The following is a 13,689-nucleotide window of genomic DNA, read 5'->3' as shown; positions in this document are numbered from 1 at the left end:
ACCGGCCGTTCCGCCCGTGGCACTAGGCTCGCACCCATGTCACGCATCGACGGCCGCACAGCCGAACAACTCCGCCCCGTCACCATCGAACGCGGCTGGAGCAAGCACGCCGAGGGCTCCGTCCTCGTCTCCTTCGGCGACACCCGGGTCCTCTGCACCGCCAGCGTCACCGAGGGCGTACCCCGCTGGCGCAAGGGCAGCGGCGAGGGCTGGATCACCGCCGAGTACGCCATGCTGCCCCGCTCCACCAACACCCGGGGCGACCGCGAGTCCGTCCGCGGCCGCATCGGCGGACGCACCCACGAGATCTCCCGCCTCATCGGCCGCTCCCTGCGCGCCGTCGTCGACCTCAAGGCCCTCGGCGAGAACACCGTCGTCCTCGACTGCGACGTCCTCCAGGCCGACGGCGGCACCCGCACCGCCGCCATCACCGGCTCCTACGTCGCCCTCGCCGACGCCCTCGCCTGGGCCCGCGACAACAAACTCGTCCGCGCCAAGGCCCAGCCGCTGACCGGCACCGTCTCCGCCGTCAGCGTCGGTATCGTCGACGGCACCCCCCTCCTCGACCTCTGCTACGAGGAGGACGTCCGCGCCGAGACCGACATGAACGTCGTCTGCACCGGCGACGGCCGCTTCGTCGAAGTCCAGGGCACCGCCGAGGGAGTCCCCTTCGCCCGCACCGAACTCGACGCCCTCCTCGACCTCGCCGTCGCCGGCTGCGCCCGGCTCGACGACGCCCAGCGCCGGGCGCTGGACACGGGATCGCTGCCCGCGGCGTGAACACCGCCGCCCCGCCGTCCGGGTGACACCGAATGAGAAAGCGGCCGGGAACGCGGCGGGGCGCGGAACTTTGCGAGCGCTTTACGCGTCCTACAGGGCACGGGCCGTACGGGTCGAGCCGTGCGGCCCGTCCAGACAGAGAGGACCCCATGCGTCGCCGGACCACCCTCGCCGCACTCGCTCCCGTCGTCCTCGCCCTCCCCCTGGTGGGGTGCAGCGCCGTCCAGAACGCGCTGGACTGCGCCAACACCGCCGTCGTCATCGTCGACAGCGCCAACGCCCTCCAGCAGGCCGCCGCCGACGGGATCGAGAACCCCGCCGAGATCAACGAGTCCCTCAACCGCATCGACGAGAACCTCGACAAGATCACCGGAAGCACGGACAACGCCGACATCGGCAAGGTCGCCGAGGACCTCCAGAAGTCCGTCGACAACGTCCGCGAGTCCGTGGAGCAGGGCAAGGCCCCCGACGTCGGCCCCGTCGTCGACGCCGCCGACGAACTGACCCAGGTCTGCACCCCCGGCTGACGGGAGCGGCCCGGCGCCGGCCGGCCCGGTGATTCCGGCGGCCGGACGGGGATAATCGGTCCCCATGAGCCAGCGCCTGATCCTCGCCACCCGCAACGCCCACAAGGTCCGAGAACTGGAGGCCATCCTCTCCGCCGCCGGACTGGACCTCGCCCTGGTCGGAGCCGACGCCTACCCCGAAGTCCCGGACGTGAAGGAGACCGGCACCACCTTCGCCGAGAACGCGCTCCTCAAGGCGCGCACCCTGGCCCAGGCCACCGGCGTACCCGCCGTCGCCGACGACTCCGGCCTGTGCGTCGACGTGCTCGGCGGAGCCCCCGGCATCTTCTCCGCCCGCTGGTCCGGACGCCACGGCGACGACAAGGCCAACCTCGACCTGCTCCTCGCCCAGCTCTCCGACATCGACGACGCCCACCGCGCCGCGCACTTCGCCTGTGCCGCGGCCCTGGCCCTCCCCGACGGCACCGAACGCGTCGTCGAGGGCCGTCTGCCCGGCACCCTGCGCCGCGAACCCGCCGGCACCGGCGGCTTCGGCTACGACCCCATCCTCCAGCCCGACGGCGAGACGCGCACCTGCGCCGAGCTCACCCCGGACGAGAAGAACGCCATCAGCCACCGCGGCCAGGCGTTCCGCGCCCTGGCCCCGGTGATCCGGGAACTGCTGGCCTGACGGCCGCCCCGTCGGGCCGGTCGCCCCGACAACGCCGAAGGCCCGGCTCTCCGAGCCGGGCCTTCGAATCCAAGGTCTGTGCGGCCGGAGGGACTCGAACCCTCAAGGGATTTCTCCCACAGCATCCTAAGTGCTGCGCGTAGGCCAATTCCGCCACGGCCGCTGGTCGTACGCCATCGTATCGGCCCAAGGGCACCCCGCGCAGGCGGGCGCGAGTCAGCCGGTGACAGGGCGTCCCCTCCGCCTCCGGCCCCCGCGGCACCAGGTCGCGGTGATCGCGTGGCAGTTCGGGCAGAGGAGCCGGAGGTTGCCGGGACGGTCGTCGCTCCAGTCGCCGTTGACGTGATCGACTTCGAGTGTCATCGGCCGCCCGTGCCATACGGGGCCCGTACCGCACTCGGCGCACCGCTCGGCGACACCGATCTCGCGCAGTGCCCGGCGGAGTACGGCCGTCCTCGTGCGCCGTTCCCCGTTGTGCCTCACCAGGACCTCGTCAGGCCGTCCGGCCGGTGCCGTGCCGCTCCTGCCGCGTTGATGCGCCTGGCCGAGGAAGTGCGAGACGTCAATTCCGTTCTGTGAGATCCACCGGCGGAGCGCGGCACGGGAGCGGGCGTTGTCCGGCCGCCCCAGCCGTCTCAGGACGGCGGCGATGGACCTGGACTCCGCCACGGCGTCGCGCAGTTCGCCGATCGGCGGACACGGCACGATCCGTTGCCCCGGCCGTCGGGGTGCGGGGAAGTGCGACACGTCGATGCCGAAGTGGGCGAAGCGCCGGAGGAGGTGGCGGCGGAGCTGGTGGTAGGGCCGGATGCCGAGGTAGGCGATGACCTCGTCGATGTCGGCGCATGTCCCGGCCGCTTCGGCCAGCACCTCCCGCGTGTAGCGCGTACCGCTCATCGCGCCGTCTCCGCGCGGCGCTTGCCGCGGCCACGGTAGCTCCCCGTCGTGGAATGGCAGTTGGGGCAGAGCAGCCGCAGATTGCCGATGCGGTTGTCCCGCCAGTCACCGTTGAGGTGGTCCACTTCGAGCGGCAGCGGGCGGCCTCGCCAGACGGGCGGGACCCCGCACAGCGCACAGACGTCGGAGACGCCGAACTCCAGCATGTGCCGCTTGAGGCGGCTGCCGGGAACGCGCCGGGCACGAGGGCCGTCCGCCTTGACCAGTACCTCCCGCGCCGTACGGCGTCTTCCGCGGCCGCGGGAGTCGGGCCGGGTGACGAAGTGCGAGGTGTCGATGCCGAGAGCCCTGATCTTCCGGCCGATGTGCGTGTGGTGGCCGCCGACGACGTCGAGGCCGAGGTGACGCAGGACGCCGCACACACTCGTCGAGGCCCCGACGGCCTCCTCCAGGACCTCTCTGGTCCAGCGCTCCCCCTCGCGCCGGAAGTGCGAGACGTCGATCCCCATGGACTTCATGCGAGCGTGGACGTAGCGTCGCGTTCCGCTCCTCGGATCGACTCCGAGTTCGACCAGTGCCCCGGTGAGCGTCGTCGACGACGCCGCGGCCCGGGCGAGGCGCTCGCGTGTGTACGGGCTTGCCACGGCCCCTCCCCCTCGCTTCCCCGTCCGCGCGGTGTTCGTTCGGTCGTCCGTCGCGGACTCGCACTGGTCAACGAACGGCGCGCCGGGTGGTTACGCCGGGTGGGGGAGGGGGCGGGGCAGAGGGCGGCCGGAAGGCGGACGGAGGGCGTTCAGAGGGCGGACGGAGGGCGCTCGGAGGGCAGTCAGAGAGCGAGGTCCCGGATGAGCTTGGCGACGTGGCCCGTGGCCTTGACGTTGTACAGCGCCCGCTCGACCTTCCCCTCCTCGTCGACGATCACCGTGGAGCGGATGACGCCCGTGACGGTCCTGCCGTAGAGCTTCTTCTCGCCGAAGGCGCCGTACGCCTCCAGGACCTTCTTCTCCGGGTCGCCGACGAGGGTGACCCGCAGGCTCTCCTTCTCCCGGAACCTGGCGAGCTTCTCCGGCTTGTCGGGGGAGACGCCGATCACGTCGTAGCCCGCGCCGGCGAGGAGCTCGAGGTTGTCGGTGAAGTCGCAGGCCTGCTTGGTGCAGCCCGGGGTGAGGGCGGCGGGGTAGAAGTAGACGATGACCTTGCGCCCGGCGTGGTCGGCGAGCGAGACGGGGTTGCCGTCGGCGTCGGGCAGGGTGAAGGCCGGTGCGGTGTCGCCGGGTTGCAGTCGCTCGCTCATCCGTACTCCTCGGGCGGGGCTCTCCGGTCCCCGGGGCCGGGGTCCGTTATCGGTTCGAAAGCCTAGCCACGGGGTGTGACGGGGGTGGCGCGGGGCATCGGACGGGAGGGAACTGCCACACTGTCCGGTGGCCGGAAGCCCGGTACACGGCAGCCCGGGTGGGGCAGACGAGACGGACGAGACGACGGAGGCAGTGCGGTGTCGGAAGCCAGGACCCCCGCGGAGATCGAGGCGGAGATCGTCCGCAGGCGGCAGGAGCTCGCCGAGACGCTGGACGAACTGGCGGTGAGGGTGCACCCGAAGACGATCGCCGGCGACGTGCGGGCGCGGGCGGCGTCGGCCGTCGACCGCACGGCGGGCCGGGCGTACGTCGCGGTGAACCACGCGCTGTCGGACGTGCGGGACCGGTTCACGGACGAGGACGGGCGGCCGCGGGCGGCCCGGATCGTGCCGGTGGCGCTGGTGGTGGTCGGGGTGGCCGGGCTGCTGGTGGTGTCGTCCCGGCGCAGGCGCCGCTGAGCGGCGGCGAGGCGGGCTGAGATACGGTTTCGCCGTGAGCTCCAAGACGTCCCACCACGACAAGCTGCCCATCCGGATGCTGCACGACCGGGTGCTGGTGCGTACCGACATCCCCGAGGGCGAGCGCCGTTCCTCCGGCGGCATCGTCATCCCGGCGACGGCCGCGGTCGGCCGCAGGCTGAACTGGGCCGAGGTGGTCGCCGTCGGGCAGAACGTGCGCACGGTGGAGCCCGGTGACCGCGTGCTGTTCGACCCGGCCGACCGGGCCGAGGTGGAGGTGCGCGGGGTCGCGTACGTGCTGATGCGCGAGCGCGACCTGCACGCGGTGGCGGCCGAGCGGCTGCAGGGGTCCGAGGACTCCACCGGCCTGTACCTGTAGGTCCACCGGTTCCGTACGCGCGGGCCCCGCGGTCTTCCGCGGGGCCCGTCGGTCCGCCCGGCCTACGGCCGGGGGGTGCGGGAGGCGCCGGAGGACGCCTCCGGGCGCGGCCCGGGGGAGTTCCCCGCCGAGGGGGGCGGGGAGGACCCGGCCGGGTTCCTGCCGTCTCCTCGCTCGGCGGGGGGCCTCGCCGTCCGGTCCGCGGGCTTCCCCGCGGGTTTCTCCGTCGATTTCTGCGCCGACTTCTGCGTCGGCCTCTCCGCCGTCTTCTCCCGGGCCTTCCCGTCGGACTTCCCGTGCTCTCCGGACTTCCCGTCGGACTTCCCGGGTGCGCCGGACTCCTGGGGCGCCTTCCGGGTCTCCCCGGGGCCGGGCCTGCCGTTGGCCCCGTCGTCCGGCGTGTCCTCGCCGTCCGCGGCGTTCCCGGCGTCGTCCCTTCCGGGGCCGGGGGAGCCGGAGGCGTCCGGGGCGTCCCCGCGGTCGCCGACCTGGGTGGGGTCCTCGTCCGGGGCGTCCGAGGCGTCCGGGGAGGCGCTGCCGGAGGGGTCGGGGGAGGCCTTGGGAACGCGGTCCTTCCCGCCGGGCTTGAGTTCGAAGTCCTTGACGGGGGTGTCGCGCAGCGCCTGGGCGGTGTAGGCGGCCCAGATCCGGGCGGGGATGCCGCCGCCGTTGACGCGGGCCAGTCCGGCGGCGCCGTAGAGGGACTTGTGGACGCCGGTCTCGGGGTCCTGGCCCATGACGGCGACGACGGTGGCGAGGTCGGGGGTGTAGCCGGCGAACCAGGCGGCCCGGTCCTCCTCCGCGGTGCCGGTCTTGCCGGCGGCGGGGCGTCCGGCGGCCTGGGCGGCGGTGGCGGTGCCGTTCCTGACCACGCCGCGCAGGACGGCGGTGGTGGCGTCGGCGGTGGCGCGGGAGACGGCCCGCAGGGTGGCGGACTCGGGGATCCGGACGCGCTCGCCGCCGTGCCTGATCTCCTTGACGAGGGTGTGGTCGACGCGCTCGCCGTGGTTGGCGAGGGAGGCGTACGCCTGGGCCATGTCGAGGGTGCTGGGGGTGGAGGTGCCCAGGGAGACCGAACCCTGGGCCTCGGCCATGCCGGGGGTGGTGTCGGGGAGGCCGAGGCGGATGGCGGTCTCCTTGACCTTCGCGGGGCCGACGTCCACGCCCATCTGGGCGAAGACGGCGTTGACGGACTTGTCCATGGCCTTGCTGACGGTGATGTCGCCGTAGTCGACCTGGTCCTCGTTCTCGGGTTTCCAGGTGGTGGGGCCGTCGGGGCCGATGACGGTGCGCCCGCTGTCGCCCTCGTAGGTGGTGTTGGGGCCGATGAGGTCGCCGCCGCGGGTCCTGGCGCGGTGCTCCAGGGCGGCCGCGTAGACGAAGGGCTTGAAGGTGGAGCCGGGCTGGTAGTCGCGGCGGGTGGCGTTGTTGACGAACTGCCGGGTGTAGTCGACGCCGCCGTACATGGCGACGACCTCGCCGGTGTCGGGGTCGATGGAGGTGCCGCCGGCGCGGACGTGGCGGTCGACCTCGCGCTCCTCGCTGAGCTGGGAGATCAGTTCGCGTTCGACGGCCTCGACCAGGGCCTCCTGTTTGCGGCGGTCGATGGTGGTGGTGATGCGGAAGCCGCCCTGGGCCAGGCGTTCCTCGCTGAGGACGTCCCGGGCGACGAGGTGGTGTTTGACGGCCTCGACGAGGTAGCCGCGCTGGCCGGACAGGCCGGTGGGGGGCTTGGCGGGGTCGGGCTCGGGGAATTCGGCGGCGGCGCGTTCGCGGGGGGTGAGCCAGCCTTCCTTGACCATGCCGCCGAGGACGTAGTTCCAGCGGGCGACGGCGCGCTCCCGGTTCTCGGGGTGGGCGGCGACGTCGTAGAGGTTGGGGGAGTTGAGGAGGGCCGCGAGGTAGGCGCCCTCGGCGGTGGTCAGGTCGCCGGCGTCCTTGCCGTAGTAGGCCTGGGCGGCGGCCTGGACGCCGTAGGCGTGGCGGCCGAAGTAGCTGGTGTTGAGGTAGCCGGCGAGGATCTCGTCCTTGCCCACCTCGCGGTCCAGCTTGAGGGCGATGAAGAACTCCTTGGTCTTGCGGGTGAGGGTCTGCTCCTGGCCGAGGTAGTAGTTCTTGACGTACTGCTGGGTGATGGTGGAGCCGGACTGCTTGCCCTCGCCCCGCAGCATGTTCCAGCCGGCGCGGATCATGGCCTTCACGTCGACGGCGGGCTGGTGGTAGAAGTCCCGGTCCTCGGCGGCGAGCACGGCCCGCCGGACGCTCTCGGGGACGTCGTCGAGCTCGACGTTCTGGCGGTTGATGTCGCCGTCGCGGGCGAGCTGGGTGCCGTCGGAGTAGAGGTAGACGTTGTTCTGGGCGGCGGCCGTGGAGTTGGGTTCGGGGATCTCCACGAGCGCGTAGCCGGCGATCAGCGTTCCGGCGCCCGCCAGGAGGACCACGGCGGTGGCGCCCAGGAGGGTCCGCCCGGTGGGCAGCAGCCGCCGTGGACCGGTGCGCCGCGGCGGGGGTTTCTCGTCGCCGTTGAGCTCCTCGGGATCCTCGCTCATGACCGCAGGGCTCCTTGTCGGTATGGGTCTTTCGTACCGTTTTCTTGCGGATCACCCCGTAGGACACTCTTGCATCATCCGCGCCGATGGGCGAGGCAGGGTCACACCGGTGGCGGTGCGGGGCGGTCTCTCGGCGGCCTCCGGACGGGTGAACGGGCGTGCGGGCGGGCCGCCGGACGGTCCGTTAATCGCTGGCCGCCGGCGGCGCAGGGTGGCTAAGCTCTCACGCTCCGCCATCACCCGGGAGGCCGTCCGGCGGCCGCCGGGAGTCCGTCACGGAAGACACCGGGGGCCAGGGTGCACGCGTCCCGTCTCTACCTCGCCGTCGCGGGCGGCGGGTTCCGCCGCCACGTCGCCTACCGGGCGGCCACCGCGGCGGGCGTGTTCACCAACACCGTCTTCGGCTTCATCCTCTCCTACACGTTCATCGCCCTGTGGAGCGAGCGCCCGCACCTGGGCGGCTACGACCGGGCGCAGGCGCTGACGTTCGTGTGGACCGGGCAGGCGCTGCTGGCCGCGATGGCGCTGCTGGGCGGCGGGTTCCAGGAGGAGCTGCAGGAGCGCATCCGCTCGGGGGACGTGGTGGTGGACCTGTACCGGCCCGTGGACCTCCAACTGTGGTGGCTGGCCTCCGACCTGGGGCGGGCCGCGTTCCAGCTGCTGGGCAGGGGCGCGGTGCCGATGGCCGTCGGCGCGCTGGCCTTCCCGCTGGCGCTGCCGGCCGATCCGCTGGTGTGGGCGGCGTTCGCGCTGTCGGTGGCGCTGGGGCTGCTGGTGGGCTTCGCGGTGCGCTACCTGGTGGCGCTGAGCGCGTTCTGGCTGCTGGACGGTGCGGGGGTGAACATGCTCAGTTCCCTGCTGTGCGTGTTCTTCTCCGGGCAGCTGCTGCCGCTGACGGTCTTCCCCGGGGGGTTCGGCGAGGTGGTGCGCCTCCTGCCGTGGGCGGCGATGCTCCAGGTGCCCGCCGACGTCCTGCTGGGCGAGCACCGGGGCGCGGGGCTGGCGGCCGCGCTGGCGTTCCAGGGCTGCTGGGCGGTGCTGCTGCTGGCGGCGGGGCGCGCGGTGCAGTCGGCGGCCACCCGCAAGGTGGTGGTGCAGGGTGGCTGAGACCGGGGCGGGCGCGGGTGCGGGCGCGGCTGCGGCTGCGGCTGTGGCTGTGGAGAGGGAGGACTTCGAGGGACGGCTCGCGCTGCTGTGGCAGGGGCTGCGGGCGTACGTCCTGATCACGGCGATGTGGGTGCGCTCGACGCTGGCCTACCGCACGTCGTTCGTGATGATGGCGATCGGGAACCTGCTGGTGAGCGGGCTGGAGTTCGCCAGCATCGCGATCATGTTCTCGCACGTCGGCGTGCTCGGCGGGTTCACGCTGCCCGAGGTGGCGTTCCTGTACGGGACGACGGGTGCCGCCTTCGGGATCACCGAGCTGCTGATGGGCTCCACGCAGCGGCTGGGCGCCCGGGTGAGGGACGGGACGCTGGACACGCTGCTGGTCCGCCCCGTGCCGGTGCTGGCCCAGGTGGCCGCCGACCGCTTCGCGCTGCGGCGGGTGGGGCGGATCGTGCAGTCGCTGGCGGTGCTGGGCTGGTCGCTGACGCTTGTCGAGGTGGACTGGACGCTCTGGCGGGTGGCGCTGGTGGCGGTGATGGTGCCGAGCGGGGCGGCGATCTTCGGTGCGCTGCTGGTGGCGGGGGCGGCCTTCCAGTTCTGGGCGCTGGACGCCGCCGAGGTGCAGAACGCGTTCACCTACGGCGGCAACACCCTGCTGCAGTACCCGCCGACGGTCTTCGCCGGGGAACTGGTGCGCGGGGTGACGTTCGTCGTCCCGCTGGCCTTCGTCAACTGGCTGCCCGCGCTGCGGGTGCTGGGCCGGGACGATCCGCTGGGGCTGCCGGGGTGGGCGGACTTCGCCTCGCCGGCGGTGGCGCTGGTGTGCTGCGCGCTGGCCGGGCTGGCGTGGCGGGCGGGGCTGCGGGGTTATCGGAGCACGGGGAGCTAGGCGGCGGGAGGCCGGACGGGATGGGCGACGGCGGCGGGAACGGGCTCGGCGAGGACGGGTTCATCGAGCTGGACGGTGTGGAGAAGGTCTTCCGGGTGCGGCGGAAGGCCGGGCGCTGGCGCCGCGAGGTGCACGGGGTGCGGGCCGTGGACGGGATCTCCTTCCGGGTGCCGCGCGGCCGGATGGTCGGCTACATCGGCCCGAACGGGGCGGGGAAGTCGACCACGATCAAGATGCTGACGGGCGTGCTGACGCCCAGCGGCGGCCGGATCCGGGTGGCGGGCGTGGACCCGTCCCGGGAGCGCGTCCGGCTGGCCCGGCGCATCGGCGTGGTCTTCGGGCAGCGCACCACGCTGTGGTGGGACCTGCCGCTGCGGGACTCCTACGCGCTGGTGCGGCGGATCTACCGGGTGCCGCAGGCGCGCTGGCGCGCCAACCTGGACCGCTGCGTGGAACTGCTGGAACTGGGCGGCCTGCTGGACGTGCCGGTGCGGCAGCTGTCGCTGGGGCAGCGGATGCGCGGCGACATCGCCGCGGCCCTGCTGCACGACCCGGAGGTGCTGTACCTGGACGAGCCGACCATCGGGCTCGACGTGGTCAGCAAGGCCCGGGTGCGCGGCTTCCTGCGCGAGGTCAACGCCGAGCGCGGGGTGACGGTGCTGCTGACCACCCACGACCTGACGGACATCGAGCAGCTGTGCGACCGGGTGATGGTCATCGACCACGGCCGCCTGGTGTACGACGGCGCGCTGGAGGGCCTGCACCGGGTGGGCGGCAGCGAGCGCACGCTGGTGGTGGACCTGGCGCGGGAGGCGCCGCCGATCCGGGTCGGGGGCGCGCGGACGGTGCGGGTGGAGGGCCCGCGCCAGTGGCTGGCCTTCCCGGCGGACGCGTCCGCGGCGCCGCTGGTGGCGCGGATCGCCGCGGAGCACCCGCTGGTGGACCTGTCGGTGCGCGAGCCGGACATCGAGGACGTCATCGCCCGGATGTACGCGCGGGACGCCGCGGGGCCCGCCGGTCCCGCGGCGTCCGTCCCGGCCTCCCGGGGCCCTGTGGAACGCCCTGCGGAGCCCGGCCGGTCGGAACCCGGCCGGTCGGAGCCCGGCCGGTCAGAGCCTGGCCGGTGAGGCGCCCCTGAGCAGGTTCGGGTCGAGCGCCTCCGCCATCGCGCGGAAGCCGCTGTCGCTGGGGTGGAGGTGGTCGCCCGAGTCGTAGACGGGGAGCAGCCGCTCCGGGTGCGCGGGGTCGCGCAGGGCCGCGTCGAAGTCGACGACCGCGTCGAAGACGCCGCCGCGGCGGATCTGCTCGTTGACCTGCTGCCGTACGGCCTCCAGGCGCGCGGTGTGCTTGCGGTGCCCGCCGAACGGCATCAGCGTCGCCCCGATCACCCGCAGCCCGCGCCGGTGGGCGCGCTGGGTGAGCTCCTCCAGGCCGTCCACGATCCTGCCGGGATCGGTCTGGTGGGGCGACTTGAGGATGTCGTTGATGCCGAGCTGGATCACCAGGACCCGCGCGCCGGTGCGCGAGAGCGCGTCCCGCTCCAGCCGGGACAGTCCGCTGGGCCCGCTGCCGGGGGAGTTGGCGGGGGCGTCCAGGAGGATCCGGTTCCCGCTGATGCCCTGGTTGAGGACGCTGTAGGCGGGGGCGCCGCGCTCGGTGCGCAGCCGGTCGGCGAGGAAGTCGGTCCAGCGGTGGTTGGCGCCGACGCTGGAGGTGATGCCGTCGGTGATGGAGTCGCCGAACGCGACGACGGCGCCCTCGGCCTCGTGCGTCCACACGTCCACGGCGGTCAGGTGGCGCCAGTACGTGGTCTGCTCGGTGTAGGCGGTGCCCTCGGTGTCGGCGGCCCGGTCGCCCCGGGCCAGGTAGCTGGTCTGGCGCGCGGAGGGGTGGTGGGTGACGGCGCCGGAGCCGGTGGGGGAGTAGAGGGTGACCAGCAGGTCGGCGGCGGCGGGCACGTTCAGCCGTACCGCGTCGCTGGTGACGGCGTCCCCGACGGGGACGGTCACCTCCGTCCGGCCGCCGAAGGTGAGCCGGCGCATGCTGCCGGGCGCGGCGTCGGGCGCGCTGGGCGCGGCGGCCAGGGCGAGGGTGGCGTGGGTGACGGTCAGCGGACGGGTGCCGAAGAGGTTCGAGATCTGGATCCGGGCGGCGCTCCCCCCGACGGAGGTGTGCACCACGTTCCGCAGGGAGGCGTCCGGGTGGCCGTCGGGTGCGTTCGGTTCGGCGGCGGCCGGGGAGGCGGACCAGGTGCCCACCCAGGCGCCGGAGGACGCGGGCGCGGCGTTCTCGCCGCCCCGCGGGGCCGCGGTGTCCGGGGCGCCGCCCCGGACACCGAAACCGACGAAGACGGCGCTGGAGACCAGGACCACGACGGCCGCGAGCCCTGCCAGCAGGGCGTATCCCATGTTCCTGCTCACGGGCGGCAGCCTCGCTCGTACACGGAAGAGTCCCCCCTCGGGCGGCGAAGGCCCAGGCGTGCGAAGTGATCGGCGGTTTCCCCATGATCCCACGGCAGTTGGGGTGCCCCGGCGGGGAGTCCCCACCTGTTACGTGATCGATGGACGGACGCGGGCGGCGCCGTTTCCGTTCCACCGGCGGCTCCTTGCGACAATTGCGGACGGGGACGGTGGGAACGGGTGGAGTTGATGGAACGGACGACGGACGAGAAGACCTCCGGGGACGCCGCGCCCGGGACCGGCACACGGGCCGGCACCCGGGCGCCGGCCAGGCCCGCCTTCGACCCGGCCGCCTTCACGGCGGCCGACGAGGAGAAACGGCGCGGAGTGCGCCGGATGAAGGCCATCGCGACGGGCGCGCTGCTGGTGGCGGCGGTGGTGTTCGCGCTGGCCACCTGGGCGGAGAACGCGGGGGCGGGCGCCTGGGCGGGCTACGTGGCGGCGGCGGCCGAGGCGGGCATGGTGGGCGCGCTGGCCGACTGGTTCGCGGTGACCGCGCTGTTCAAGCGGCCGATGGGGCTGCCGATCCCGCACACCGCGATCATCCCGACCAAGAAGGACCAGCTGGGCCGCAGCCTCGGCGACTTCGTCGGCGACAACTTCCTGGCCGAGGAGGTGGTGCGGCGGCGGCTGCGCTCGGTGGGCATCGGCGGCCGGCTGGGCGCCTGGCTCGCCCAGCCCGCCAACGCCGACCGGGTGACGGCCGAACTGTCCACCGCGCTGCGCGGGGCGCTGACCGTGCTGCGGGACAACGACGTGCAGGCGGTGGTGGGCGAGGCGATCACCCGCCGCGCCCACGCCCGGGAGATCGCGCCGAGCCTGGGCCGGGTGCTGGAGCGGCTCGTCGCCGGCGGCGGCCACGCCCGGATCGTGGACCTGGTGGTCTCCCGGGGCCACGACTGGCTGGTGTGGCACAGCGACTCGGTGATGGACGCGGTGGCCGGCGGGGCGCCGGGGTGGACGCCGCGCTTCGTGGACCGCAAGGTCGGCGAGCGCGTCTACAAGGAGCTGCTGCGCTTCGTCGGCGAGATGCGGGACATGCCCGACCACCCGGCGCGCGAGGCGCTGGACCGCTTCCTGCGGGACTTCGCCGGCGACCTGCAGTCCGACGACGGCACCCGGGCGCGGGTGGAGCGGCTGAAGTCGGAGATCCTGGACCGCGACGAGGTGCAGGACCTGATCGCCTCGGCGTGGTCGTCGGTGCGGGCCATGATCGTGGCGGCGGCGGAGGACGAGCGCAGCCAGCTGCGGCTGCGGGTGCGCACCTCGGTGCTCTCGCTGGGCGCGAGGCTCTCGGCGGACGGAGGGCTGCAGGGCAAGGTCGACGGCTGGATCGAGGGGGCGGCGGCGCATGTCGTCACCACCTACCGGCATGAGATCACGTCCCTGATCACCGAGACGGTCGAGAGCTGGGACGCCGAGCACACCTCCCGCAAGATCGAGGCGAACATCGGCCGCGACCTGCAGTTCATCCGCATCAACGGCACGGTGGTGGGCGCGCTGGCGGGCCTGGCCATCCACACGGTCGCCCACGCGCTGGGCGGCTGAGGCGCGCCCGGGAAGCGGGGCGGGGGCCCCGGCGGGCCGCCGCCCCGCGCCCGCCCGGGCCCCGGCGGCGG

At 73.6% G+C, this 13,689-nt stretch carries 14 protein-coding genes and 1 tRNA gene; 9 read left to right on the top strand and 6 right to left on the bottom strand.

Annotated elements, in window-relative coordinates; genetic code table 11:
* Positions 1-36: 36 nt before the first annotated feature.
* The 3 genes from rph to rdgB all read left to right on the top strand — a co-directional run bounded on the left by rph (position 37) and on the right by rdgB (position 1,977).
* Entirely contained in the window at positions 37-780 is a 744-nt protein-coding gene (gene rph, locus QC029_RS18800) for a ribonuclease PH (RefSeq protein ID WP_279556862.1), read from the top strand.
* Between the two features lie 149 nt (positions 781-929).
* Positions 930-1,307 (top strand): hypothetical protein, encoded by a 378-nt coding sequence (locus QC029_RS18795; RefSeq protein ID WP_279556861.1) that lies wholly within the window; start codon positions 930-932, stop codon positions 1,305-1,307.
* A 64-nt stretch (positions 1,308-1,371) separates the two neighbouring features.
* On the top strand, positions 1,372-1,977 hold the full coding sequence (gene rdgB / locus QC029_RS18790; RefSeq protein WP_279556860.1) for an RdgB/HAM1 family non-canonical purine NTP pyrophosphatase: 606 nt from the start codon (positions 1,372-1,374) through the stop codon (positions 1,975-1,977).
* A gap of 79 nt (positions 1,978-2,056) precedes the next feature.
* Here rdgB and QC029_RS18785 read toward each other — a convergent pair.
* The 4 genes from QC029_RS18785 to bcp form a co-directional block, all read right to left on the bottom strand.
* Positions 2,057-2,140: transfer RNA gene (locus QC029_RS18785), tRNA-Leu, on the bottom strand.
* Positions 2,141-2,193: 53 nt separating this feature from the next.
* On the bottom strand, positions 2,194-2,874 hold the full coding sequence (locus QC029_RS18780; protein WP_279556859.1) for an HNH endonuclease: 681 nt from the start codon (positions 2,872-2,874) through the stop codon (positions 2,194-2,196).
* Positions 2,871-3,518: an HNH endonuclease gene (locus QC029_RS18775; protein ID WP_279556858.1), complete on the bottom strand. Its 648-nt coding sequence runs from the start codon at positions 3,516-3,518 to the stop codon at positions 2,871-2,873. The genes QC029_RS18780 and QC029_RS18775 overlap by 4 nt, the downstream gene beginning before the upstream one ends.
* Positions 3,519-3,700: 182 nt before the next feature.
* Entirely contained in the window at positions 3,701-4,168 is a 468-nt protein-coding gene (bcp, locus tag QC029_RS18770; protein WP_279556857.1) for a thioredoxin-dependent thiol peroxidase, read from the bottom strand.
* 198 nt (positions 4,169-4,366) lie between these two features.
* Between bcp and QC029_RS18765 the strand changes: the two genes are divergently transcribed.
* Together QC029_RS18765 and QC029_RS18760 are read left to right on the top strand one after the other, a co-directional pair.
* The gene (locus QC029_RS18765; protein WP_279556856.1) at positions 4,367-4,687 is read left to right on the top strand and encodes a DUF3618 domain-containing protein; all 321 of its coding nucleotides are present in this window, start codon (positions 4,367-4,369) and stop codon (positions 4,685-4,687) included.
* Positions 4,688-4,763: 76 nt separating this feature from the next.
* On the top strand, positions 4,764-5,066 hold the full coding sequence (locus QC029_RS18760) for a co-chaperone GroES (RefSeq protein ID WP_093655608.1): 303 nt from the start codon (positions 4,764-4,766) through the stop codon (positions 5,064-5,066).
* Positions 5,067-5,128: 62 nt separating this feature from the next.
* Here QC029_RS18760 and QC029_RS18755 read toward each other — a convergent pair whose 3' ends face one another.
* The gene (locus QC029_RS18755) at positions 5,129-7,615 is read right to left on the bottom strand and encodes a transglycosylase domain-containing protein (RefSeq protein ID WP_279556855.1); all 2,487 of its coding nucleotides are present in this window, start codon (positions 7,613-7,615) and stop codon (positions 5,129-5,131) included.
* 297 nt (positions 7,616-7,912) lie between these two features.
* Between QC029_RS18755 and QC029_RS18750 the strand changes: the two genes are divergently transcribed.
* The 3 genes from QC029_RS18750 to QC029_RS18740 all read left to right on the top strand — a co-directional run bounded on the left by QC029_RS18750 (position 7,913) and on the right by QC029_RS18740 (position 10,738).
* The gene (locus tag QC029_RS18750; RefSeq protein ID WP_279556854.1) at positions 7,913-8,722 is read left to right on the top strand and encodes an ABC-2 family transporter protein; all 810 of its coding nucleotides are present in this window, start codon (positions 7,913-7,915) and stop codon (positions 8,720-8,722) included.
* Positions 8,723-8,846: 124 nt separating this feature from the next.
* The gene (locus QC029_RS18745; RefSeq protein WP_279556900.1) at positions 8,847-9,611 is read left to right on the top strand and encodes an ABC transporter permease; all 765 of its coding nucleotides are present in this window, start codon (positions 8,847-8,849) and stop codon (positions 9,609-9,611) included.
* Positions 9,612-9,631: 20 nt separating this feature from the next.
* Positions 9,632-10,738: an ATP-binding cassette domain-containing protein gene (locus QC029_RS18740; RefSeq protein ID WP_279556853.1), complete on the top strand. Its 1,107-nt coding sequence runs from the start codon at positions 9,632-9,634 to the stop codon at positions 10,736-10,738.
* Here the strand turns inward: QC029_RS18740 and QC029_RS18735 are convergent.
* Positions 10,721-12,019, bottom strand: coding sequence for an SGNH/GDSL hydrolase family protein (locus QC029_RS18735; protein WP_279556899.1), 1,299 nt, complete (start codon positions 12,017-12,019; stop codon positions 10,721-10,723). The genes QC029_RS18740 and QC029_RS18735 overlap by 18 nt on opposite strands.
* Before the next feature lie 240 nt (positions 12,020-12,259).
* On the opposite strand from QC029_RS18735, the gene QC029_RS18730 reads away from it, so the two are divergent.
* Complete coding sequence (locus QC029_RS18730) at positions 12,260-13,618, top strand: DUF445 domain-containing protein (protein ID WP_279556852.1); 1,359 nt, start codon at positions 12,260-12,262, stop codon at positions 13,616-13,618.
* Positions 13,619-13,689 lie beyond the last annotated feature (71 nt).

The sequence above is a fragment of the Streptomyces sp. DH37 genome (assembly GCF_029813835.1).
In the GTDB taxonomy this organism is placed as follows: Bacteria; Actinomycetota; Actinomycetes; order Streptomycetales; family Streptomycetaceae; genus Streptomyces.
Note: the sequence above shows the minus strand (reverse complement) of the source record. Positions and strands in the feature narration are given on the sequence as shown.